Source organism: Ochrobactrum quorumnocens (assembly GCF_002278035.1).
Lineage (GTDB): Bacteria > Pseudomonadota > Alphaproteobacteria > Rhizobiales > Rhizobiaceae > Brucella > Brucella quorumnocens.
The window spans coordinates 373,884-396,776 of sequence record NZ_CP022605.1; the positions used below are offsets into that span (position 1 = coordinate 373,884).

Here is a 22,893-nt window from a genome sequence, read left to right on the forward strand (position 1 = left end):
CTCCGATCCATCATCTGCTATTTGACCGCCCCACCCGACACGGCGGTAACAATGTGTTTTTGAAACAGAACATAGACGATGATCACTGGTAGACTGGCGAAGACAGCCTGAGCCGTTAGAAAGCCAAGACCTTCACTTTGAGCAAAGTTGGTCTGACTGGAAGCAATTCCCACAGTCAGTGTGTACATCTCTTTGTTGGTCGCAGAAATCAAAGGCCACCAGTAATCATTCCAGGCATGAAGAAATGTAAAAATTCCAAGTGTTGCCTGTGCCGGTAGCGTCAGTGGCAACAGAACCCGCCAGAATATCTTAAAGCGCGAGGCGTGATCGAGAAGTGCTGCCTCATCAATTTCAGGCGGTATGGCCTTAAAAAACTGGGTCATCAGGAACACACCAAAAGGTGCTGACAGTCCCGGTAAAATCAAGGCCTGGTAAGTATTATGCCAACCAATCCATGTGAACATCTGATGGCGGGCAATGATAACCGCCTGTTCTGGAACCGCCAAGCCGAACAATACGATGACAAACAAGACTTTTCGAAATGGAAACTCCAGTCGGGCAAAAGCATAACCGGCCAATGATGAGAGCACTAGAACGCCAAACGTCATCCCAACAGCCACGATGAAACTGTTTCCCAGCCAACGGAAGACCATGCTGGATTGGCCAATGTCAGCATAGTTACGCAAGGTATAGGGGAAGCTGAATACCGCTTCTGATCCCAAAGCCAATTCAGCATTCGCCTTAAAAGATAAACCAACGACCCACAGGAACGGTGCGAGCATAATTATTGCAAGTAATGTTACACCAAACAGAATAACACGATCATTGCTTTTATGGGTTGTGATCATGTTCTGCCCTCCTTGCGTCGGGTTAGGAAATATTGCGCCATCGCTGCGAGCAGAATGATCATGAATAACACTTCAGAGGCCGCAGCAGCCTTGCCAATCTCCCAGCGAACAAAACCAGTTTCGTAGATATACATAACGATTGGACGTGACGACCCCGATGGGCCACCATTGGTCATCAGCAAGGCCTGACCGAAAAGCTGAAATTGCATCACAATTTGAATAATCGTCACGAGAATGAGCGTTCGCATGATTTGTGGAAGCGTTATATGTGTCAAAACGCGACGATGTGATGTGTTATCTAGTGCCGCCGCTTCGTAAATGTCACGCGGGATTTGTTGTAAAGCCGCAAGAAACAACATCATCGGCAGTCCAATGCACCACCATACCGTTGCAACCCCAACCGAAAATAGCGACCAACCGGATGTTGACAGAAATCCTATCGGCTCTAATCCAAGTTTGGAAAAGATCATCGCCATCAGCCCTTCATTCGGGATGAAAACAATGCGCCAGATAAGCGTCACAATAGTAACAGATAGTACCGACGACGCAAAAAACGTTCCCCTCAATATGGAGGATAGACGACCAGGTCTATTGAGTGCCAGTGCAAGTCCCAGTCCGATAACTACGAGTGTTGGAACAGAAAACACCACAAAAACGGCCGTATTGCGTAATGCCTGAAGAAAAACCCGATCATTAAAGAGACGTTCGTAATTCCGCAGCTCAACAAACTGTCCGGGCGAAAACAAATCCACTTTCAGCAATGAAAGCCACATGCCCCAAAACAAAGGGATGACAAGCATGACGATGAACATCAGCATGAATGGAGCAACGAAAAGTGTATTGCTGTAACGCTCTTTCATGACGTGCCAACCTTCGTTGGCAGGGTCCTTCCATCTTGAGCAAACAGATGCACAAAATTCAAATTTAATTTCAGATAAATTTCGTCTTTTGCTTTGATTGATGTTCGACCATCGGCCTGCGCGGTCAACTGTGATCCATTGTGCAAGCGTGTATAAAGCAAAGTTCGTTCACCGAGACGTTCAACAATTTCAACTTTTGCCTTTACACAGCCAATTTCCGCCGGGTTTACAACCTTCACATCTTCAGGACGAACACCCATCGTTATTATGTTCGAACTATCTTCACGCATTTGAAGGCGGAGGCTCCCAATGCCACCAACATCTATGATAGTCCGGTCAATGTCTGCCTGCGCAGACAACACTGGTAGGAAGCTCATCGCGGGTGTCCCAACAAACCCCGCCACGAAACGTGTGGCCGGCTTTTGGTAGATTTCTGTTGGCGTACCAATTTGCTCAATTTTGCATGCATTCATGACAACGATACGGTCTGCAAGCGTCATTGCTTCCACCTGATCGTGTGTAACGAAGACCATTGTTGCGCCAAGCCGCTGATGCAAGCTTGCTAATTCAAGGCGCGTCCGGCCACGTAACGCGGCATCAAGATTGGAAAGCGGTTCATCAAACAGAAACGCTTTGGGCTCTTTAACAATCGCACGTCCAATAGCAACACGCTGACGCTGCCCACCTGAAAGCTGTTGTGGCTTTCTGTCGAGACATGTTGAGATTTCCAGAATTTGAGCGGCACTGTTCACGCGCCGATCAATCTCGTTTTTTGGTGCTTTAATGTTTTCAAGACCGAATGACAGGTTCTGTCGAACAGTCATATGCGGATAAAGCGCATATGACTGAAAAACCATGGCAACTCCCCGTGCGCCTGGCTTGAGTTCATCAATCCGCTTGCCGCCGAGATGAACCTCACCAGACGACAAGGTTTCTAAGCCGGCAATCATGCGAAGCAATGTTGATTTTCCGCAACCTGACGGCCCAAGAAATGCAACAAACTCGCCTGCATTAACTTTTAGGGAGATGTCATCGAGAACCGTGACGTTGCCGAAGTTTTTTGTGACATTGCGTATTTCAATCGCTGCCGACATGCTTCGCCTCCAGACGGATCATCCGGTAGCTGAGCGGAGAAATACGCGCCTTTACGCGACCATCAACAGCAACTGTACCTTCACCATTCTGTGGCCCTACAACCTCACTTTGAGGACCGTTCACTGCCCGCAAGTCAGGATGAATGATCATCTTATCTTCCAGCACCCGGAGATCCTGATAGCCATCAAGTGCGATATTGAGATCGATAGCTTCATCTTCGTGACGATTGACGACAAATAGAGAGACGCCTGTGTTATTCTCTACCGCAGAAACATCAAGATACGGCACATTATCGCAGAACTCCGACTTGTAGGTCCGGCATTCTACGTTCAAACGTAAGGCAGTGCCGCGTCCATATTTTGATGCAAAAAGAAAGGGGTAGAAAATGGTTTGCTTCCAAGCCGGCCCACCCGGGACAGTCATGATTGGTGCAATAACATTTACCAATTGTGCCAAACAGCCGATCCGCACGACATCAGAACGCCGAATGAAGCTGTTAATAATGCAACCGACCTGCAAAACATCTTCAAAATTATAGATGTCCTCAAGCAACTCCGGCGCATGGGGCCAGCCATCCCGACCTTCAAGAACCTTGCGGTCAGCTTCGCGGGAGTGATACCAGACATTCCACTCATCAAAGCTGATATAGACATCTTTCTTTGAACGCTTTTTTGCCTTTGTGAAGGTTATAACGCCTGCGATAGTATCTATATATTGTTCCAGACGCGCATTCTGGGCTAAGTATTCAGCCGTATTTCCAGCATGATTATCGAAATACATATGCAGGCTGATGTAATCGACGACGTCATATGTATAATCAAGAACAGTCGCTTCCCATTCAGGATATGTGGCCATTTTGGGTGATGACGATCCGCACACAACCAGCTCAATTGATTTGTCGAAAGCACGCATCGCTTTGGCAGTTTCGAATGCTATTCGGCCATACTCATCGGCAGTCTTTTGACCTATCTGCCATGGTCCGTCCATTTCATTGCCGAGGCACCATAACTTTACATTCCACGGTTCGCTTTGCCCGTTCTTTTGACGCAAATCTGACCAGTAACTTCCACCGGGATGATTAACGTATTCCAGAAAATTGCGTGCTGCATCAAGGCCACGTGAACCAAGGTTCACAGCAAGCATCATCTCAGTGCCTGCGGCTTTTGCCCAATCAGCGAACTCATGAATACCAACTGCATTACTCTCCGATGTGTGCCATGCAAGATCAAGGCGTACTGGGCGGTCCTCTTTCGGGCCGATACCATCTTCCCAATTATAAGCAGATACGAAATTGCCCCCGGGATAACGAACGACCGGAACATCAAGCTCTCGAACTAGATCAAGAACATCTTCTCGGAAACCATGTGCATTTGCTGTTTTATGGTCCGGCTCATAAATACCCGTATAAATGGCTCGGCCAAGATGCTCGATAAAAGAACCGTATAGACGCGGGTCAATTTCCGCGACTTTGAAACCGCGATTTGCGGTAACGTCTGCATGCATTGTAAGTCTTCCTCCAGAGTATCAGATTTTCTGATATATATCTCCCTTACAGATACTCTTATGAAGAGGAAGTTGCGTCAAGAGCCTTTTCTAAATCAAGTGCGAACTCGAAGCTTAATACCTTGATTATAATTACCAAATTCGCGGCCAAAAATATTCACTCCGCCTGGATTTTTAGCTGTATCGGAAACTCCGATACGAATCCTTATTGAACGATGATCTTTCAAGCCAAGGTCATTGATTGTGACTTCAGACATACGCGTACCGTCGATAAACGTACCCGCAGTGGTCACGCGCCATGACTTTAAGACACCATACTGGCTACCATGCAGCTTCCACCAATCTGGCGTATATTTTCCGCGCTGATCGCCGAAATCTCCCGGCGACGTCCAGGTTGCAAGCTTTACTCCATTGAGAAAAACATCAATATCTGAAGGCCATTCTTCTGATGTGCCTGGAACTTCTGATGAGAGCTCCAGTACAAGTTCCAGTTCGGTGATGCTTTTGCCATCAATGCGCGCATTATTGGGAAACTGATAGTCAATATAGCCCCGCGTGAACCAAACCAGTCCTGCCTTCATGCGCTCTGGGTTGAGGAACGTGTCTGGATTATCAAGGTATCCAATGATTTTTTCATCAGAACACATTCCGCACGGTGCCGTGACGTCAAAACCAGTATAAAGCCCGACTGGCATTTCAACTTCGATCCAGTCATTGCTTGGCCTATCCGCATCAGCATTAAAGACCAACATCACCTCTTCGTGCAGAGCTTTGCAGATCTTTTGACTACCCTTACGCGCTTTACGTGTTTCGGTCTGAATCAAACCAACTTCTTCAAGCATCGAAATATTGGCCGATACACTGGACTGCGGCTGTCCTAAACGCTCCGCCAACTCGTTGATATTGAGGGGCCCCCGATTATGTAGGGTTTTCAAAATTTCCAATCGAGCTGCCGATGCGAGCCCACGCAACACCGGCAAGGCATCATCTGCCGTGAGAACAAGAAAATTTTGTGCCATGGTCGCCTACTCAACATATCGAACACCTTGCTTTATATATTGATTATCCGATATGGAGAAACCAATCCACATGTTTTATGGTATCGTTTATGTCAAATATCTTAGCTGAGGCTCAGATATAGACTATTGAGCCATTACCATGTGCATCTTATTGACAGCAGATGTATCCCTGCCGCGATTTCCGATCTCCAGTCAAGAAATTCAACTCATTGGGTACGAGACGTATACTTTTCGTCACTCACGTAAAGGGGTTGCCGCTTCCCGCTTTGTTGGGCTTTCTAATATCTTCGGTGAGTTTCTTTATTAAAAAAATGGGCTTTTGTGGATGCAAAGGATACTTGCAACGACTGACCGACGGCCAAAGAAATGCGCTCACGAACTACCCAAGTTAGTTCCTGGCCTTGGACGTCTAAAACAACGTGCGTTTCAGAGCCGGTAGGTTCTACCACTTTCACAACCGCCTCTACGTCATCAGGGCCACCTGTTGAAATGTTTTCGGGTCTGATGCCAAAAACAACCTTTTTACCAACGGCATCAGACGGCGCGCCAGCGACGTTTACAATCAGGCCGCTTTCCAAATTCAGTTGCTTTGCATCTTTGAGCGTTCCGCTAAAGAAGTTCATTGCAGGAGATCCAAGAAAGCCTGCAACGAATACATTCTTCGGGCGATCATAAAGCTCTAATGGCGATCCGATCTGTTCAACTCTGCCTGAATTGAGAACTACGATTTTGTCAGCCATTGTCATTGCTTCGATCTGGTCGTGCGTCACATAGACAATGGTAGTATTTAGCCGCTGATGCAGCGCTTTAATTTCGGCGCGCATTTTAACGCGAAGCTTTGCATCAAGGTTCGACAGCGGTTCGTCAAACAAAAAGACTTTCGGGTTGCGTACGATCGCACGCCCCATCGCAACACGCTGACGCTGTCCACCAGACAACTGTGCAGGCTTGCGAGCAAGAAGCGGTTGAAGGCCTAAAATCTCCGCTGCTTCATTCACTTTCTTGGCTATATCTTGTTTGCTGGAGCCTGCAAGCTCCAGCGCAAAGCCCATATTCTGGGCAACAGTCATCTGAGGATAAAGCGCATAGTTCTGGAAAACCATCGCAATGTCGCGGTCCTTGGGCTGAAGATTATTAACGACGCGCCCGCCGATGCTGATCTGTCCTGATGTGATGTCTTCGAGACCTGCAATCATGCGCAGCAGCGTCGATTTTCCGCAGCCCGAAGGCCCAACAAGAATGACAAACTCGCCATCGTTAATCTCGACATCGACACCATGGATGATATCGACTGTACCATAAGATTTCTTGACATTCGCAATGCTCAATTCAGACATATGCAAACCTTCCTGATTTATTTCTTACGCCGTACACGCAGTGCCTGATAGGTCTTGCGTGGCAACGATACACCAAAGGCAGCGTCCTGTTTTCCACCACGCACGATTGCGCCATGTCTCACCGGATGGGTGATAGGAGCTGCTATCTTTTTCGCTGGCTGTATCGTCATTTCCCATGTGTCGATCAGATCAACTTCATAGTCGTCACTATCCATTGGCAGCCCGGATGACCACACAACAGGCTGATGTTCACCAAGGTAAATTAGCCTGAAATCACCATCACCATCGCGAGCACCTGAAACGCGTGACCATGGCCACTGTTTTACGGGCGCAATCGGCTCCAGCCCATGCTTGACATCGGCTTCCAACAAGTCACGGAGAAAGCCGATGCGTTTCCATGCTTCGCCGTGCAGCTTGCCGCCCTTTGCCCACCAGATAAGATCATTGGCATCGGAATAGGTTTCACCATGACCGACATATCCGCCCCGCGCCATTGAGATCCAATAACGGTGCACCAGTTCCTGTGGGCTCAAATTACCCCAGGATTCAAGAATATCCCCTTCATATTCAGGTTCGTCATTCACGACTGGCTTGCCGTATGTGTCACGCCATTCCTGTGTCTTCTTCACATCTGGATTCTGAATGCAGACGTGCGTGACCCATGGTTTGCGGTGGTCATAGTTTGAATTGAGATCGCCATTGTGGATCGAACGCAGATGCTGATAAGGGTCGTTCTCTTCCAAAATCTGGAAATATCTGTCCCACTGTTCCATCGGCTTTGTATTGAGCAGGAAGTCATACTCGTTGGCGAGCGACCACCACACATTGCGATAGGCTGACAGGCGGGCAGCGAGATATTCGACATATCGATAATCCTGTTCAGCGCTCATGTCCGCATAGCCCCACCGATCATAGGGGTGGAACATGATAATATCGGCTTCAATGCCCAACTCACACAGCGCTGCAACCTGCTTTTCAAAGTGCCTGAGATGCTCAGGATTTGGCCTGTCGAAGTTCTCTTTACCGTCGGCATCTTTCTCAAAGCAGACATGCAGAGGTTCGTTGGTATTGTAAGGATAGTCTTTCGGGAAAACACCCATGCGGATCTTATTGAAGCGCGCTTTTGCAAGCGTTTCCAGTGTCTCGTCCTGCATATCGAGCGGCTGATGGGTCCAGGCATAGCAGGTCGTGCCGAAGGAAAAGAATGGAGTGCCATCCGCATAGGCGAAATGGAACTTGTTACGCACGCGTACTGGTCCGTGATTATTGGCTGAAGGCTGCCCTGCCTGAAGGGAGCCAGTATGGCCGTTCAGTTCTTTTGTCGCGGAGCGCGTCGTGAATATCCATTCACCTTCAAGATCTGGCATAAAGCGGAGACGATAGGTCCCATCGCCGTCATAGAAACCTGGAACGCGAACTTTACGGCTTTTATGTTTAAAAATGGCATCAAAGGCCACTTCGATATAGGGATTGCCAGCGGAAGGTCCGGCAAAGGATGCTTCAAAAACACCCCATTTTTCCACGGTTGCACCAGACATGCGTTTTCTCCTCAGAATTCACCGAATGCTCGTTAGCCTTTGACCGCGCCAGAGGTCAGGCCAGAAACGAAATAACGTTGGAAGATCAGATAGACGATCGTAGCGGGAAGGACGGTCATCACGATTGCCGCATTTAACTGCCCGTAATCACTGGAGAATTGCCCCTGAAATGACATCAGCCCAAGCGGAAGTGTCCACATGCCCTGATCTTGCAAAAGCACAAGTGCCATCGCAAATTCATTCCACGTCGACACAAAGTCCAGAATGAAAAGCGCTGCGAGAACAGGCAGGCATACAGGCAGAAAAATCCGGCGGAAGATGGTGAAGTGGCTTGCACCATCAATCAGAGCGGCTTCAGACAATTCCTTTGGAATGGCCTTGAAGAAGCCGTGTAGAATAAAGACCTGATAAGGCACGCCGAATGCTATGTAAGGCAGAATTACGCCGATATAGGTATCAATCAGCCCGAATGAATTTACGAGCGTGAACAGTGGAGCGAGCATGACCTGAAACGGGATCATCGTTCCAAAAACAACGACCAGAAGCAGTAATTTATTGAACCGGAGCTTTATCTTGGCCAAAGCATAAGCGGCCATCGCAGACATGAGCAGTCCAATCGGAACTTTGATCGCAGTGATGATTACGCTGTTGAAGAACGAACTTGCAAAGCTGCCACGGTTCCATGCGCTTGAATAATTACCCCATGCCCATTCAACAGGTGGCATGAATGCGCCTGTACTTGTTACGGCAGCTGGTGTTTTCAATGACGTAAAGACAATGAAAACAAAAGGGGCAATCCAGATGATCGCGATCAAAAACAGGCTGGTCCACAAACCGATCAGAACCGGGTCACGCTTTATCTTAGACGTATCTTGAGAGAGCGAAGTGGCTGTCACGATTCCAACTCCTCGTTTTTCTGCATCCAGCGCAGGTACGGAACAACAATTGTCATCGTGATGAGTAGCAGGACGACCGAAATTGCCGCGCCGCGTCCAAAATCGAAAATCTGCATAGCTTGTGTGAATGCCCAAAGTGCCAGCATTTGTGTGCCTTGCGCTGGGCCACCACCGGTAAGGCCATAAACAATATCGAATGCTTTGAGTGATGAGATGATGGACAGCACCAGTACGACGGTCGTTGTCGGGCGAAGTGCAGGCAGTGTTATATGCTTAAAGACTGCCCAACGCCCGGCACCATCTATTCGTGCGGCTTCAATCAGCGTTTGTGACACATTTTGGAGTCCGGCAAGGAACAAGACCATCGAGAAGCCAACGGTTTGCCAGACATAGGCAACAAAGACGGAGTAAAGCGCGATGCTCTTGCTACCGAGCCAATCCTGAATCCATGACTGCAATCCCCAATTGGTCAGTAACTGGTTAAACAGCCCGAAGAACGGATCGTACATCCATTTCCACATCGTCGCGACAGCTATCGGTGCGATGATAACCGGGAGATAGAATATTGCACGCAGGCTGTTTCGCCCGAATATTTTCTGGTTGAGGCTCAATGCCAGCAACAAGCCCACAACAGGAGGAATGATGAGGCTCAACAATGTCCAGATGATGGTATTTTTGAAAGCAACCCAGAACACAGGGTCAGTGGTGAAGATTGCAGAGTAGTTGGAAAAACCAACAAATCGGCGTTCAGGATCAAGCCCATTCCATTTCTGGAAGCTCATGACAATGATGTCGAGCATCGGATAGAGCGCGAACACGCCGTATATTGCCAATGCTGGGATAAGCAGTATTGATGCTTGGTTAAGCGGTGTCTGAATGATTGTTTTCAGCGACATGTTTTCCTCCAGGCAGCAATAAGCCGCCTTGATGATTGTGGTCCTGCGGGCGCCTGAACAATATGCTCAGGCGGCCCGCATCCGGGGAGGATTAGTTTCGGGCCGTGATGAACGTTTGCATTTGTTTTGCTGCTTCATCGGAGGTCATGTCACCAGCAGCAACACTGTTGATAACGCGGAAGTATTCGGTCGTCACATCCAGCGGGAATGCCTGATCGCCGTTCATGTAAACGGTGCCGAATTTGTTAAAGATATCAAGCCACTCAGCTTCGAGCGGAATTTGATTTTCGTATTTTACGTTCTTATTGACCGAGACTGCGCTGATCTGCCCGACGAGATCCTGCTGGACGTCTGTAGACAAGAAATATTCCAGAAACTTCGCAGCAATATCAGGATTTTTGCTTTTTGAGCTGATGTAATTGTACTCGCCGAAGCCGTAAAGGCGTCCGGTGTCGGCCGGGAATGTGAAAATACCATAATCATCCAGATCAACGCCGGTGCCGTTCAACTGACTTACCAGCCAGTCTCCCTCCAGCATCATAGCTGCGCGCCCTGCGGTGAAAAGGCTGTAAGATTGCTTGTTATCGATGCCCATAAATGGCTGAAGCGTATAATCCTTCGTCCATTTGCCGAATTCCTCAAAGGCATCCCTTGCACAAAGCTCGACAGCCCAGTCGGCTTGCATCGCCTTCAAAGCATCATGCTTCTCAGCACCACACTTTGTTTCCAAAATGACATCCATCAGGCGCATAACATGCCAGTTGACCGATCCACCAAATGTAAAGGCGGGAATGCCAGCGTCCTTGAGCTTTCGCGCGGCGGCCAGAAGCTCGTCATAAGTTTTCGGCTCTGCCGTGATGCCAGCTTGTTCAAACAACTTCTTATTGTAGTAAACTGCTTCACCCTTGAAGGTGAAAGGAACGCCGTGTTTGCCACCCGGATACAGATCGGCAAAGGCCGACGAGGCCGGAAGCAGCTCGTCTTTCCACTTATATTCGGTGTAATATTTATCGAGCGGCAACGATAAGCCAGCTTTCACATATTCGCCGCCAAGTCCGAGACCAGCCCAGCTGAAATAGATATCGGGTCCGCGATTGGAACCAGCTGCCACACGAAGCGCTGTTTTGTGCTCATCAATCGCACGCTGCACAATCTCGACCTGCACGTCAGGATTTGCCGCTTCAAAACCAGTCGCTACCTTTTTCAGTGCTACATTGGCGGCGTTATTATCAAAATTAAGCGTCCAGATCATCAGTTTCTCGGCATGTGCCGGCGCGGTTGCGACGCCAAGAGCAAGCACACTGGTCAGGCTTATAGACTTCAGAATTGCGGATAGATTTTGCACTCGGTTTCTCCTCGCAACAGGTGGTTTTCACCCGTCCCATGACTGCACATCACCAAACATTCGATGTCGAAATCAGAGCCCCTTGGTTCTCCTCCATCGCCCCGACCTCCCAACTAATTTCGCTAAACTGTTTAAATCTGTCAATACTTTTTTCGTATACGAAATAAATATTGCGGAAATCGTGCCTTATAGTGATTTGTAGCGTATTGATTGCGGATATTTATTCTAATACGAAATAAGTTGCGTCTATGCGCAATTCGCGTCATGGATACGGCTGGAGGATTAATGGCTGGCTTTAAAGAGATATTTGATGATCACGAATCTCCCGTTGGAAAAATTCTTCGGACGGTCGCCAGCCTTGGTTCAGCAAGTGCAACGGATCTTGTAAAGAAGACGGGTCTTGCACGCTCAACAGTCTCGACAATCCTGACTGAACTTAAAATCAACGAGGTCGTTCTCGAAACGGAAACGCGAAGCAGCGGTTTTGGTCGCCCTACCAAAATTATATCTCTTAACCCATCCCAAGCTTATTGTGCCGGAGTTCTGTTCGGACTCGCGGAAATACGTATCGCGGTCTGTGATCTGGGCCATAATGTCATTGCTGATATCTGGTTCGAGATGCACGGAGATTACACGCCGCAGGAAGCTGCGATCCGTGTGCGAGACCAGTTGGCTATTGAATGTGCAAAGCTTAACATTGCGATTCGTGATTTGCTCGGGGTGGGCTTAGCGATTTCTGCCCCGGTATCTTACGAGGGTACTGTGTTGAACGGGTCTATTCTGCCGACCTGGTGTGGCATTGATATTGCGGAGATATTTTCCGCGCATATCGACTGTCCGCTTTTCGCAGAAAACGAAAGTCATTGCGGCGCGCTTGCTGAAATGACCTGGGGCGCCGCAATTGGTTTAAGCAATTTCGTATTATACAAATTCGATCTTGGTATTGGCGGCGCGATTGTCATTGATGGCATTGTTCAGCGCGGCGCTTATGGCAATGCTGCGGAGTTTGGTCATATTTCACTCAACCCACACGGCCCTCTTTGCAAATGCGGCAATCGCGGATGTCTGGAAACTTATGCGGGTGGCTTTAATCTGATGCAGATGGCAGAGCAGGCCACAGGTGAAAAGCTTACGTTTGATGACTTTATCAGACATGCACAAACGGGTGTTTTACCTTATGATCGGTTGATACAGGATTCCGCTGAAATGGCTGGCTGGGCGATTGGCATCACGTCCACTATACTGAGCCCACCTGATATTATCATTGCTGGCAAGATTGCGGCCATCGGGCCAAGCTTCCTGCGTTCAGTTGAGCAGAGTTTTGAGAAACATGCTGTGCGTCCGCCGACACATGCACCGCACGTTCGCAAACCAAATTTCATTATCGGGAAGTTTCTGCGCAACGATGATACCGTTCTAGGCGCGGTTGCGTTAGTTTTACATCAACATGGGCTGATCAACGGCCGATCCAAAGCCTAACTACATGATTTTTGAATACCGTTTGTGTATCAACTTAACGCTGCAATGAATGCTGCTTTGGAGTTCCCGCTGGCTAAATGTTATCTTAGCTCGACTTTGCACATTAAGCAGCGAAGCAAAGTGCCTCGGCCATACGTTTGATCCGGCCTGGCGGTATTTTAGGTATGTCCGGGTGAAACGCGGACTGTCGATAAATATCCTGGTGCCATAAAACCATACGAACTGCACCGATGGCGTCGGAGAAAGTGCAGCTTGTTTTTTTGTACCAGGCAGCGGTGTACGGAAGACTGTTTTGGCCGAGCAGATCACAAGCCCACAGTGTTACGAGGCTGTAGAGTGCCATCAAAGACGGCGTCGTGCGCAGAATGGCCTTATCGTTCCACTGTCTTTGCGTTTCCACACCAAGATGCGCACGGGTCTCGGCAAAAGTGACCTCGATCTGCCAGCGACGAACGTAGAAGGTAATGATCTCCACAGGATCAAGATCCGTATTCGTACTCATGAAGGCCTGCGGTTCGCGGCGAGATGTTGGATCGCGAACGATGACCCAGCGAATGTGTTTGGGTGGTGTTCCACGTCGATACCAAAGAGCTGTTCCCGACGTGATGTCGAGAACTTTGTTGGTCTGTCTGGCATACCACGACGATACTGCAATCTGCTGCCACGAGGTATTTGTGTCCTTGAGCACAGCTTTTAGTTTTGGCAAGGGTTGCCCCTTTTGCGCGGGTCGTCCGAGCGTGTGTTCATGCCTTTGAGACGGTGCTGCAAAAAGATTAGCATCGAGGCGCAACCGAGTGATGAGCGTAGCCCTGTCTGGAAGTGCTGCGGCCAGTGTATGAACCGCAAAGCTGCTATCGCCGACAAAGATGATCTGGCGACCTGGTAGCCAACGACATATCTGCAGCAGGCCCTGCCTTGCCCAATCGGTCAGCATCTTGTGTCTTCGGAGCATCTTCTGGCTATATCGTTCTGAGGGAGACAGGATTGTCAGCACAGGCATTGCTTTGAGGCATTTGGCCCAGGGGACCGGTGAAAGAACCATAAAACTCAGCCACCGCAATCCACTGGCCTTGACGAAATGACCATGGCTGGAACGTATCGGGTCTCGGTATATACCTCGAGCAGCAATACGCTGACCCCATCGCCGTTCTATTGTATCGTCCATTCCAATGACAACGGGGCCTTCGGGTACAAGCCGTGTCACAACAATGGATAATAAGTGTCTTGCCAACAAGCGTGGGTTCCAGCGAGCCCGATTGAGAAACTGGTGATAAGTGGCAAAGCTGGTCACATCGGCGCGACCCGTAATTCGCAGACACGATGTCACTGTTCGCTTCCCCGGTGCAAGGAGAGCTCCCATGACAAGGACGAGCAGATGACTCCATGTGGGCGCTGTGAACCCGCAACGAAAAGGCTCTAGCCATTGGTGAAGACGATGAGGAACCGCATCCCCGGTCTCATTATTGCATTCATCTGCTTTGGTCATTCAACAGTTCGAATCCGATCAGACGAATGACGCAAGGTCACAAGCTGCGGCGAATTGATTCACCAAAGACGCTCAGTGCGGCACTCAAAATCGATGCCAATTTTGTGCAAAGTCGAGCTCAGACCGGGGAGTGTGACACTTCTACTTTCCAGAAACAGGACATTTTAACTTTGCGGCTACAGTCTTGGCAGGACAATACCAATTATGAAACATAACATCGGATCAAACTGTTAACAGTTCGTCGCGCACCCTAATTCGAATAAGATTGTCCTGAAATATTATAGTTAACGGGGGGTTAGTGCCTGTTAACAAACAAATCTGCTAACGTCGCAGCAAAATTCTGGGCGATATAAGAACGGTTTTTGTCGCTACTTACGTAAATACCCACTATAGCATCGCTTAATTTAGGTAGATGCTGATTATTTCTAATAGGTCGCAAGGATTGCGGCATAATGCGGTCTGCCAACGCAGTAATGCCAAACCCACCAGTTAAAGCTGCTGTAATACCGGTCAGGCTGGGGCTAGTATAAACAATTTCGAAACTCTGTCCCTCACGCTGCAAGGCTGTCAACATACTACGCCGGTATAGGCATCCCTCAGGATAGCAGACAATACGAAGATCACCATTGTTGTCGCTATGTGGCTTTACGGGAAGATCAAGTTTCGCCTCAACCCACGAAAGCCTCTCCTTCCACGTCATGAAAGCGCCTTCCGCAGGTCCGTCTGCCGTCATGGCGACCACAATATCCAGCAAACCCGCACGCAACCCCCGTAAGAGATTGTAAGAAAGATCGCAGGTTATATCAAAAGTCATGTTAGCTGTTTTGTCACTTCGCCCCTCCATTAACTGGGGCAGAAAATGATCGGCGTAATCATTCGGAATGCCGAGACGCAACCTACCGATATTTTCTCGTTTGGAAAGTTTCAACATCATTTCATCATTCAGCGTCAGTATCTGACGGGCATAACTGGCAACCATCTCACCATATTCTGTCAACTGGGCGCCCCCTTCTTTTGAGAACAAGGCAATTCCCAGCAATTCCTGCAAACGTTTCATTTGCAAACTGATCGCAGGCTGTGTTCGTCCGAGTTGCTCCCCGGCACGGCCATATCCACGCAAATCAATTATTGCCACAAACGTCCTGAGAAGATCTGTCGGAATATTGCGCATAACGGCCCGCCTGTAAAACACAGCTGTCACAAATATATGTCGGTTTGTACGACAAAATTATATGTCGACCAAATGACGTAAGCTGATAACATTTATTACATGTCTGACAGACAAAAAATGCATATGCGGCATGAGATTTTTCCCATGCCGCATCTAAACTAGTCCGTGCTGCCTGTTTGAATGAGGGGTATCTTGGGCCTACTCAATTACACAATTTTTCCTAATCAACGAGCGGTTTACCCGCAGTTTCTTTAGCTCCACGCATCGCAATGAGCGACACGGCAGCAATAGCTACAAGATACCATGCCGGAGCCAGTTTACTTCCAGTGACTTCAATAAGGAATGTGGCAATAAGCGGAGCCGTCCCCCCTAAAAAAGCCTGCGCCGTATTAAAACTGAAAGCAAACCCACTGTAACGCACCCGAGTGGGGAATATCTCTGTCAGAAAACAGGGCAGAGTTCCGTCGTTTACCGTCAGCAAAATACCAAAAGCAATTTGAATGAGAATAATGCCCGTAAGGGTCGCGTCGTCCAGCAAAGCAAACAACGGTACTGTTAAAATAATAAATAAAACAGAGGCCGATATCAAAGCAACTTTACGACCAATTCTGTCAGAAATCGCACCCATTGCAAAAATCGAAAAAACATATACTGCCAAAGAGATGCTGACTGTCAAAAAAGCTTCTGTTTCACCAACTTGGAGCTCGGTAATTAAATAAGTCGGCATATAACTCAGGATGAGATAAAAGCCGACCGCATTCAGGCTTGTGACACCAATCGACGTAATAACTTCGCGCCGATATGTCGTGAAAATCTCTTTGGCAGGTGTTTCAATTACACGGTGGTTAGTTTCTAATTCGCGGAATTTAGGGGTATCTTCTATTTTCAAGCGGATATAAATCCCGATAAGCCCAAGTGGTAACGCGAGTAAAAACGGCAAGCGCCAACCGAAAGACTTCATTTGTTCCGGTGTCAGAAGACCAAATAGTCCCGCGGCCATTAATGATCCAGCAAGTAATCCTGCAGCGGTACTAGCCGGTACAAGACTGGTATAAAGCCCTCGTTTGTAAGGTGGCGAATACTCGGCAATAAAAGATGTGGCCCCCGCGTATTCACCGGAAGCAGAAAAGCCCTGTACCATCCGCAATAGCAACAGCAATCCGGGGGCCATTAAACCAATTTGTGCATATGTGGGTAACAGTGCGATTAGCGTTGTAGCACCGGACATGATCAGAATTGAAAAAGACAAAGCCGTACGGCGCCCCAAACGATCTCCGATACTCCCCCAGATAATTCCGCCAATGGGTCTGATGATAAAAGAAATAGCAAAGATGGCAAATGTGGCCATCAAGGCAGCGGAATGAGAAATATCGGGAAAGAATACCACCGCAATAATAGTTGCGAGATAGCCATAAGAGGCATAATCAAACCACTCAACGAAGTTTCCCAGTGAACTGGCGATCAAAACTTTACGTAATGCTTTTTGGGATACGGAAACTTCTTGATCTACATCTATTTCTGTTGTTGTAAATAAGATATTCTTCCCATTCTGGTCAACTATAACTGACATAACCCCTCCAATTGTGGCTGTCACAACAACAGCCACGCTCATGTTCCCACTTTTTTATTTATGATTTTAAGCAAATGTATTTGTCAGATTGACCTATACATTTGTTATGTTGTGCTTACAATATTGTGTTCCGGACCGAACGGAAATCCGGTGATATTTTCGGAACCGTTTTCTGTAATCACCACGATATCATGTTCTCGATAACCGCCCGCACCGCCAATTCCCTCAGGAATTGAAAGCATCGGTTCCATGGATACCACCATGCCCGGTTGCAGCACTGTTTTAACGTCCTCGCGCAATTCGACGCCGCCTTCACGGCCATAATAGTGACACATCACCCCAAACGAGTGCCCGTATCCAAATGATCGGTAGCCCAGAAGATTATGACTTCGGTAAATTTCATTCAACTCTTCAGCAACGTCGCCACAGCAAGCTCCTGGCTTCAAGAGCTCCAATCCACGACGGTGAACAGCACAGTTAACTTCCCAGATTTTCAAACTGTCATTATCTGCATGGTTGAAAAACATCGTACGCTCTAGAGCCATATAATAGCCTCCTATCATAGGAAAGCAGTTCATAGATAGAATATCGCCCTTTTGTATCAACCTTGAAGTTACAGGATTATGGGCGCCGTCTGTATTGATACCCGACTGGAGCCATGACCAGCTATCCATCAGTTCAGCATGTGGCAGTTGTTGTGCAATATAACGGATCATGGCCCGCGTTCCCGCCATTGCAACCTCATATTCGGGTACATTTTCACCAATGCTGTGGAAGATTGCCTCCCCACCCACATCGGCTGCTGCGGTTCCTATTTTAATCAGTGCGATTTCTTCACCCGACTTTATTGTTCTCAACCACATGACAGGCTGGCTGATATCGACAAATTCAACATTGGGAAATGCATCGTTTAATAATTTGCGAAACAGTATATCCACATGGTCATATTCGATACCTATGCGCTTCGCATGTGGCATTGTCTGCTGCAGCGCATAAAAATAATTATCACGGTTCCAATCCGTGTAGGTTATGTTCTCGCCGAACGTGCGGCGCCACGGCTGCCCAGCATCGACACCCGCCGATACGGAAACTGCAATGTTATCAGTGACGACAAAAGCGTAGCGGCGTGCGAAAGAACAATAAAGGTAATCGGCGAAATAGCAGATGTTATGGTAGGAGGTCAGCAAACCTGCGTCCAGACGCAATTCCTGCAATATAGTCCTCAAACCATTTTGGCGGCGGTTCATTTCTCCTACGCTGAAAGTTGGCCTAGCTTTTTCACCATTGTGCATTTTTTGCAAACGCACCAACTCATTTTGTTTATCTGATGCATGAAAATTCATTCTTCTCCCCTCTGCATTTGCGGTTGAAGTGGAGGTTAGGAACTTAGAAACCCTCTTTCCAATAATTAATTCTTATGGGCCGATTACGAACACTAATGGTCGTTCTAGCCACCGGAGAGGTTCGAGAAAACAGTCTGTTCTCCGGGCATCAGAGGTGGTCTGGCGGCGTCCGCAACTATTGACTTCGTGTAGGTTGATCTTGGTAAGTTGCGGATGTCGTATTTACCGGAAAAGTGCGAAGACGTTTGACCGTCATAGTCCAATGGTAACAATCTGCGCAGGAGAGATGTCCTATGACTGCAAACAATCCCAGTGACACACAGGGCGTCCGAGATGATGAAGGCACCGATTTTGGCCGCTTTAGGATATTTCCGCGCCTGCGTATTCTCATGCGCAGCGGGGTCAAGGTCGAGATTGGCCCGCGGGCAATCGACATTTTATGGCTCCTGGTAAGGGCCAACGGCGAGCTTGTTACAAAAGATTATCTCCTCGAAACTGTCTGGTCCGGCGTCGTCGTCGAAGAAAATAACCTGCAAGCACAAATGTCCGCGATAAGGCGTGCTCTGGGTTCCGATCGGGATATGATCAGGACAGAGTTTGGTCTCGGATATCGGCTTGTCAGAAAGCAGAACTCCGAGGCAATCGCGGAACGGGTGCTCGACAAGCTTGTGACGCGAGCGCTTCCTATTCCGCTTACCCCACTGCTCGGCCGAGACCGAGAGCTGCTGGAACTTGGCGGATTATTCGATAAGTCACGCCTTCTAACAATCGTTGGTTCTGGAGGCGTCGGAAAGACCAGATCCGCACTTGAGTTTGCTCAGCGCCTAGCTGATCGAGATGGTCATGATGTGCGGCTGGCGGAGATGGCCAAAATCTTTGACGCTCAACTCGTCGAAGCGTCGCTCGCAAACGCACTCCTGATCCCTAGTCTGGACATTCACCACATCAGGGAGGCTGTTGGTGGCAGCAAGGCAAGTCCGCTCACACTCATCGTCGACAATTGCGAACATTTGTCTGGTGCGATCGCGGAAGCAATCGAAGCGCTGCTGACAAATGCACCCCATATCAAGATTTTGACGACCAGCCAGGAACCACTAGGGATCAGCGGGGAGCAGGTCTATCGGCTTGGTCCGCTGTCCGTGCCGCCGCAAAATATCACCGATATCAAAACTGCTATGCAATTTCCGGCCTTCGAGCTCCTCGTGGAACGCGCTTCGGCCAATATGCAGACCTTTCAAATCGATGTAGAATTGGCGAGCGCCATTTGCCGTCGACTTGACGGATTGCCGTTGGCCTTGGAGTTGGCTGCAGCGCGCGTCGCAACGCTTGGCCTGAATGGCGTTCTAGCAGCGTTGAATGACCGGTTCAACCTGCTAACGGCTGGGCGCAAGACTGCCCTTGCCAAGCACAGAACGCTCAGGGCGACCGTTGATTGGAGCTACCATCTGCTCGATGCAGACGAGCAATTGATGCTCAGACGCATATCGGTGTTTTCCTCTCAATTTGATGTCGCCGCCGTCCGTGCGGTGGCGGCGCAGGAGAAGAGCGATCCCTGGTATGCGGTCGACATTCTGGGACGGCTGGTCAGCAAGTCCCTATTGCTGCTCGATCTGAGCCAGACCAGGCCGCACTATCGATTTCTTGAGTCCATTCGATTTTACGCGTTGGAGAAGCTGGCGGACGATGCAGATCTGAAACGCATAATGGAACGATATGCAGCTCACATCTTGACCGCGGCTCGCCATGCGAACGAAGACTGGAAGACGCTTTCGACGGATGAGTGGCGGTCAACCCACGCCGGCATCATCGATGACCTCCGCGGCGCGCTTGACTGGTCGTTTTCCATCAATGGCGACATACAGGTTGGGACCAGTATTCTGGCATGTGCGACACCGTACTGGGTGCAGCTATCGCTCCATGACGAATGTCGAAATCGTATTTCGGACGCGCTGGAGCGGTTTGCGGACTCCCTAGCGCCTAGCGAGGAGATGGCTCTGCAAGCCGCATTGGGAACCGCACTTAGCTGGGCTGTGGGACCGGTTTCAGAGGCGGACGGCGCGTGGCAAAGGGCGCTTTATCTGGCGCGAACACATCGAGCTTCTGAGATCGAGCTCCAGGCGAGGTATGGTCTGTGGCTTGTCAACCTTAGATCCGGTCGTTTTCAGGCCTCGTTGGACCATTCGCGGGAAATGCTGCGGTGTTCACTTGATGCCGGTGATCCCGAGGCGGCGGCGGTTGCGGAACGAATTGCCGGAGTGTCGCAACATTTCTCAGGCAATCACGATCTTGCGCGTGAGCTTCTCGAGCGAAGCATTCATTGGTTTCAGGTGAACCGGCCGCCACAGAGGTTTCGGTTCGGGATCGACCAAAGCGTCGCCGGAAAATCGTTTCTCGCGCGGACGCTATGGGTGTTGGGACGCGTCGATGAGGCGAAAGACGTTGCCGGTCACGCCGTGTCGGAAGCGATGCAACTCGATCATGCCAATACTCTATGCTGTGCGCTTGCAGAAGGAGACTGCACCGTCTACGGCCTCGAGGGCGACGTCGAGGCAGTGCGGCACGCAGTCGCTGCCCTTCGGCATGCAGCCCGCCAGCACGGATTAGGATTTTGGGACACCTACGCCGCGGTCTTCGACACGTGGGCGACCGTGGAAAGTGGGCAAGTCGTTCCTTCATTTGAACTCTCATCCTTGGTCGAAGCGGTCATCAGAGCCGGATTCCATCCAAAATACTCGAACCTTTTCAGCGACATTCTTCTCGCCGTGGAGCGAAATGCGTGGGATAAAACTCCGCTTTTGCCTATATCCAATATCCACATGCAAGAAACAGATACTGAGCCGTGCTGGGCGGATGTCGAATTCCGCCGCGCCGCATTCCATTTGGCTGGATCGGCGTCGGCGACGATGGTTGACCTTTGGGACGAACTGGAAAAAGCCCGCACCCAGAATGCCCTGTCATGGGCACTAAAGATCGGCATCGACCTTGCGTCCCGTGAAGCCTCCGATGGGCTTCTCGATAAAGCGATCCGCGCGCTTGCCGAACTGATCGAAGAATTTCCTGATCATTCCAGCGGCAGGTACGTCAACGCCGCGCGTTCGATCTGCAAAAAATCCTATACGTGCTGCACTAAGTCAATAAAGTTCGACTGTTAGGCCGCCAGAGCGCCGACCGCCATAGCTGATGGCCGGGTTTAAGAGCGCGCGGGTCCAACGCGCCATTCACATTTTCAGACATCTGAAAATCCTCCCCATAGTCTCTGACCGGAACAAACAATACCGTCACCCTTCAATGAAGCGGTCTCAGTGGCCAGACACTTGATCGCACGACAGAGGAGAATGAAGGCAGTGGCTGAACTTGTTGCAGTATATGCCGTCCCACACACACCAAGCTTTGTCGCCGACGCGCAGCTCAACGGCGAGAATTCGGAGGCGGTGCGTTATTTTACGGTAATTCGCAACCATCTCGAGGCCTCGAAGCCAGATGTTATCGTGACGGTTAACAACGATCACTTTAACACGTTCTTCTTTGACAATTGGCCAACACTTGCCATCGGCACTGCTGAGACGACGGCTGGACCGAACGATCAGACCCCTGGAATGCCCTGGTACAACATTCGTGTGGAGGCGAACGCCGCCAAACATATCTTGTCGAGCCTGATAGGCGCGGGCTTCGATTTCTCTTCCACAGTCGATTTCGAAATTGATCACGGCGCGCTCGTACCTCTCCATTTCCTGACTCCGGAAATGCATCTGCCCATCGTGCCGATCTTCATAAACTGTGTCGTGCCACCGCTCCCTGCAGCGCAACGCTGCTTTGCCCTGGGCCGCGCGCTGGCTGAGTCAATCCGCTCATGGGACAACGACGCGCGCGTTGTGATTGTTACAAGCGGTTCTCTCAGCCTTGAAATCGGTGGGCCAAGAGCTGAGGTAGACAAGACCTTCGGCGTTCCCGATCCGGCATGGGCAGCATGGGTTCTCGAAGAGATCAGAGGGGGGCGGTACGATGAGATCATCTCACAGGCAAGCGAGCCGCGCATGCTGCAGGCGGGCAACGTTGCCGGTGAACTTCTCAACTGGATCATTGCGCTCGGAACGATCGAACCTTCCGTTCCGGCGATCATGATAGACCAGCCGCAACTCGGCAATGCCTTCGCGGCTTGGGACGTGAGGAGCGAGCGATGAATATCTATCTCATCCATACGCTCTGCCGGCGCATTCTTCATGACAAGGAGTTTCGCAAGCTTGTCCTGACATCGCCCGAAGCTGCCCTCCAGACGATGCCATTCACCGAGGATGAGCGGGCAGCGCTTCTATCTGGCGACGTCGGACGTTTAAACCGTGCGGGTGCATCTGGCTTCCTGCTTTTGATCTTATCGCGTTTCGAAGCATTCGGCTTGGCCCTGCCGATTTTCAATCGCCGCATCCGCACCGGGGCACCAGACTAACCCGCTTGGGTGACTTCGAGCAAATTCACAATAATAGATAGACGGATTGGAGCAGCCTTTTCA

At 49.6% G+C, this 22,893-nt stretch carries 18 protein-coding genes; 4 read left to right on the forward strand and 14 right to left on the reverse strand.

The annotated features are described in order from the left end of the window. Positions 1-17 precede the first annotated feature (17 nt). The 10 genes from CES85_RS23825 to CES85_RS23870 form a co-directional block, all read right to left on the reverse strand. Complete coding sequence (locus tag CES85_RS23825; protein WP_095448306.1) at positions 18-848, reverse strand: carbohydrate ABC transporter permease; 831 nt, start codon at positions 846-848, stop codon at positions 18-20. Next, positions 845-1,708, reverse strand: coding sequence for a carbohydrate ABC transporter permease (locus CES85_RS23830; RefSeq protein WP_095448307.1), 864 nt, complete (start codon positions 1,706-1,708; stop codon positions 845-847). Before CES85_RS23830 ends, CES85_RS23825 begins: the two co-directional genes overlap by 4 nt. Continuing rightward, on the reverse strand, positions 1,705-2,802 hold the full coding sequence (locus CES85_RS23835) for an ABC transporter ATP-binding protein (protein ID WP_095448308.1): 1,098 nt from the start codon (positions 2,800-2,802) through the stop codon (positions 1,705-1,707). The genes CES85_RS23830 and CES85_RS23835 overlap by 4 nt, the downstream gene beginning before the upstream one ends. Next, positions 2,786-4,306: an arabinosylfuranosidase ArfA gene (arfA, locus tag CES85_RS23840; RefSeq protein ID WP_095448309.1), complete on the reverse strand. Its 1,521-nt coding sequence runs from the start codon at positions 4,304-4,306 to the stop codon at positions 2,786-2,788. The genes CES85_RS23835 and arfA overlap by 17 nt, the downstream gene beginning before the upstream one ends. A gap of 95 nt (positions 4,307-4,401) precedes the next feature. Beyond that, positions 4,402-5,325 carry an ArsR/SmtB family transcription factor gene (locus tag CES85_RS23845; RefSeq protein WP_095448310.1) on the reverse strand — a complete coding sequence of 308 codons (924 nt, stop codon included), beginning with the start codon at positions 5,323-5,325 and terminating at the stop codon, positions 4,402-4,404. Positions 5,326-5,603: 278 nt separating this feature from the next. After that, a complete protein-coding gene (locus tag CES85_RS23850; RefSeq protein ID WP_095448311.1) occupies positions 5,604-6,662 on the reverse strand; it encodes an ABC transporter ATP-binding protein in 1,059 nt (352 codons plus the stop codon). 17 nt (positions 6,663-6,679) lie between these two features. After that, on the reverse strand, positions 6,680-8,200 hold the full coding sequence (locus tag CES85_RS23855; protein ID WP_095448312.1) for a DUF5060 domain-containing protein: 1,521 nt from the start codon (positions 8,198-8,200) through the stop codon (positions 6,680-6,682). 32 nt (positions 8,201-8,232) lie between these two features. Continuing rightward, entirely contained in the window at positions 8,233-9,096 is an 864-nt protein-coding gene (locus CES85_RS23860; protein ID WP_244923369.1) for a carbohydrate ABC transporter permease, read from the reverse strand. Then, positions 9,093-9,992 (reverse strand): carbohydrate ABC transporter permease, encoded by a 900-nt coding sequence (locus tag CES85_RS23865; protein ID WP_095448313.1) that lies wholly within the window; start codon positions 9,990-9,992, stop codon positions 9,093-9,095. The genes CES85_RS23860 and CES85_RS23865 overlap by 4 nt, the downstream gene beginning before the upstream one ends. A 91-nt stretch (positions 9,993-10,083) precedes the next feature. Then, positions 10,084-11,337 (reverse strand): ABC transporter substrate-binding protein, encoded by a 1,254-nt coding sequence (locus CES85_RS23870; RefSeq protein WP_095448314.1) that lies wholly within the window; start codon positions 11,335-11,337, stop codon positions 10,084-10,086. A gap of 285 nt (positions 11,338-11,622) precedes the next feature. On the opposite strand from CES85_RS23870, the gene CES85_RS23875 reads away from it, so the two are divergent. Then, a complete protein-coding gene (locus CES85_RS23875) occupies positions 11,623-12,816 on the forward strand; it encodes an ROK family transcriptional regulator (RefSeq protein ID WP_157743499.1) in 1,194 nt (397 codons plus the stop codon). Between the two features lie 103 nt (positions 12,817-12,919). On the opposite strand, the gene CES85_RS23880 is transcribed toward CES85_RS23875, so the two are convergent. The 4 genes from CES85_RS23880 to CES85_RS23895 form a co-directional block, all read right to left on the reverse strand. Then, positions 12,920-14,302, reverse strand: coding sequence for an IS701 family transposase (locus tag CES85_RS23880; protein ID WP_095448316.1), 1,383 nt, complete (start codon positions 14,300-14,302; stop codon positions 12,920-12,922). 295 nt (positions 14,303-14,597) lie between these two features. Next, the gene (locus CES85_RS23885) at positions 14,598-15,473 is read right to left on the reverse strand and encodes a LysR substrate-binding domain-containing protein (RefSeq protein WP_095448317.1); all 876 of its coding nucleotides are present in this window, start codon (positions 15,471-15,473) and stop codon (positions 14,598-14,600) included. A gap of 220 nt (positions 15,474-15,693) precedes the next feature. Continuing rightward, positions 15,694-17,085, reverse strand: a complete 1,392-nt coding sequence (locus tag CES85_RS23890) for an MFS transporter (RefSeq protein WP_244923370.1) — start codon at positions 17,083-17,085, stop codon at positions 15,694-15,696. Between the two features lie 62 nt (positions 17,086-17,147). Continuing rightward, on the reverse strand, positions 17,148-18,386 hold the full coding sequence (locus tag CES85_RS23895) for an aminopeptidase P family protein (RefSeq protein WP_095448319.1): 1,239 nt from the start codon (positions 18,384-18,386) through the stop codon (positions 17,148-17,150). Between the two features lie 293 nt (positions 18,387-18,679). On the opposite strand from CES85_RS23895, the gene CES85_RS23900 reads away from it, so the two are divergent. The 3 genes from CES85_RS23900 (at position 18,680) to CES85_RS23910 (ending at position 22,830) form a co-directional block, all read left to right on the forward strand. Next, positions 18,680-21,538: an ATP-binding protein gene (locus CES85_RS23900; RefSeq protein WP_095448320.1), complete on the forward strand. Its 2,859-nt coding sequence runs from the start codon at positions 18,680-18,682 to the stop codon at positions 21,536-21,538. A 192-nt stretch (positions 21,539-21,730) separates the two neighbouring features. After that, complete coding sequence (locus tag CES85_RS23905; RefSeq protein ID WP_157743500.1) at positions 21,731-22,567, forward strand: DODA-type extradiol aromatic ring-opening family dioxygenase; 837 nt, start codon at positions 21,731-21,733, stop codon at positions 22,565-22,567. Then, positions 22,564-22,830, forward strand: a complete 267-nt coding sequence (locus tag CES85_RS23910) for a hypothetical protein (protein WP_095448322.1) — start codon at positions 22,564-22,566, stop codon at positions 22,828-22,830. Before CES85_RS23905 ends, CES85_RS23910 begins: the two co-directional genes overlap by 4 nt. The last annotated feature ends 63 nt before the right edge of the window (positions 22,831-22,893 follow it).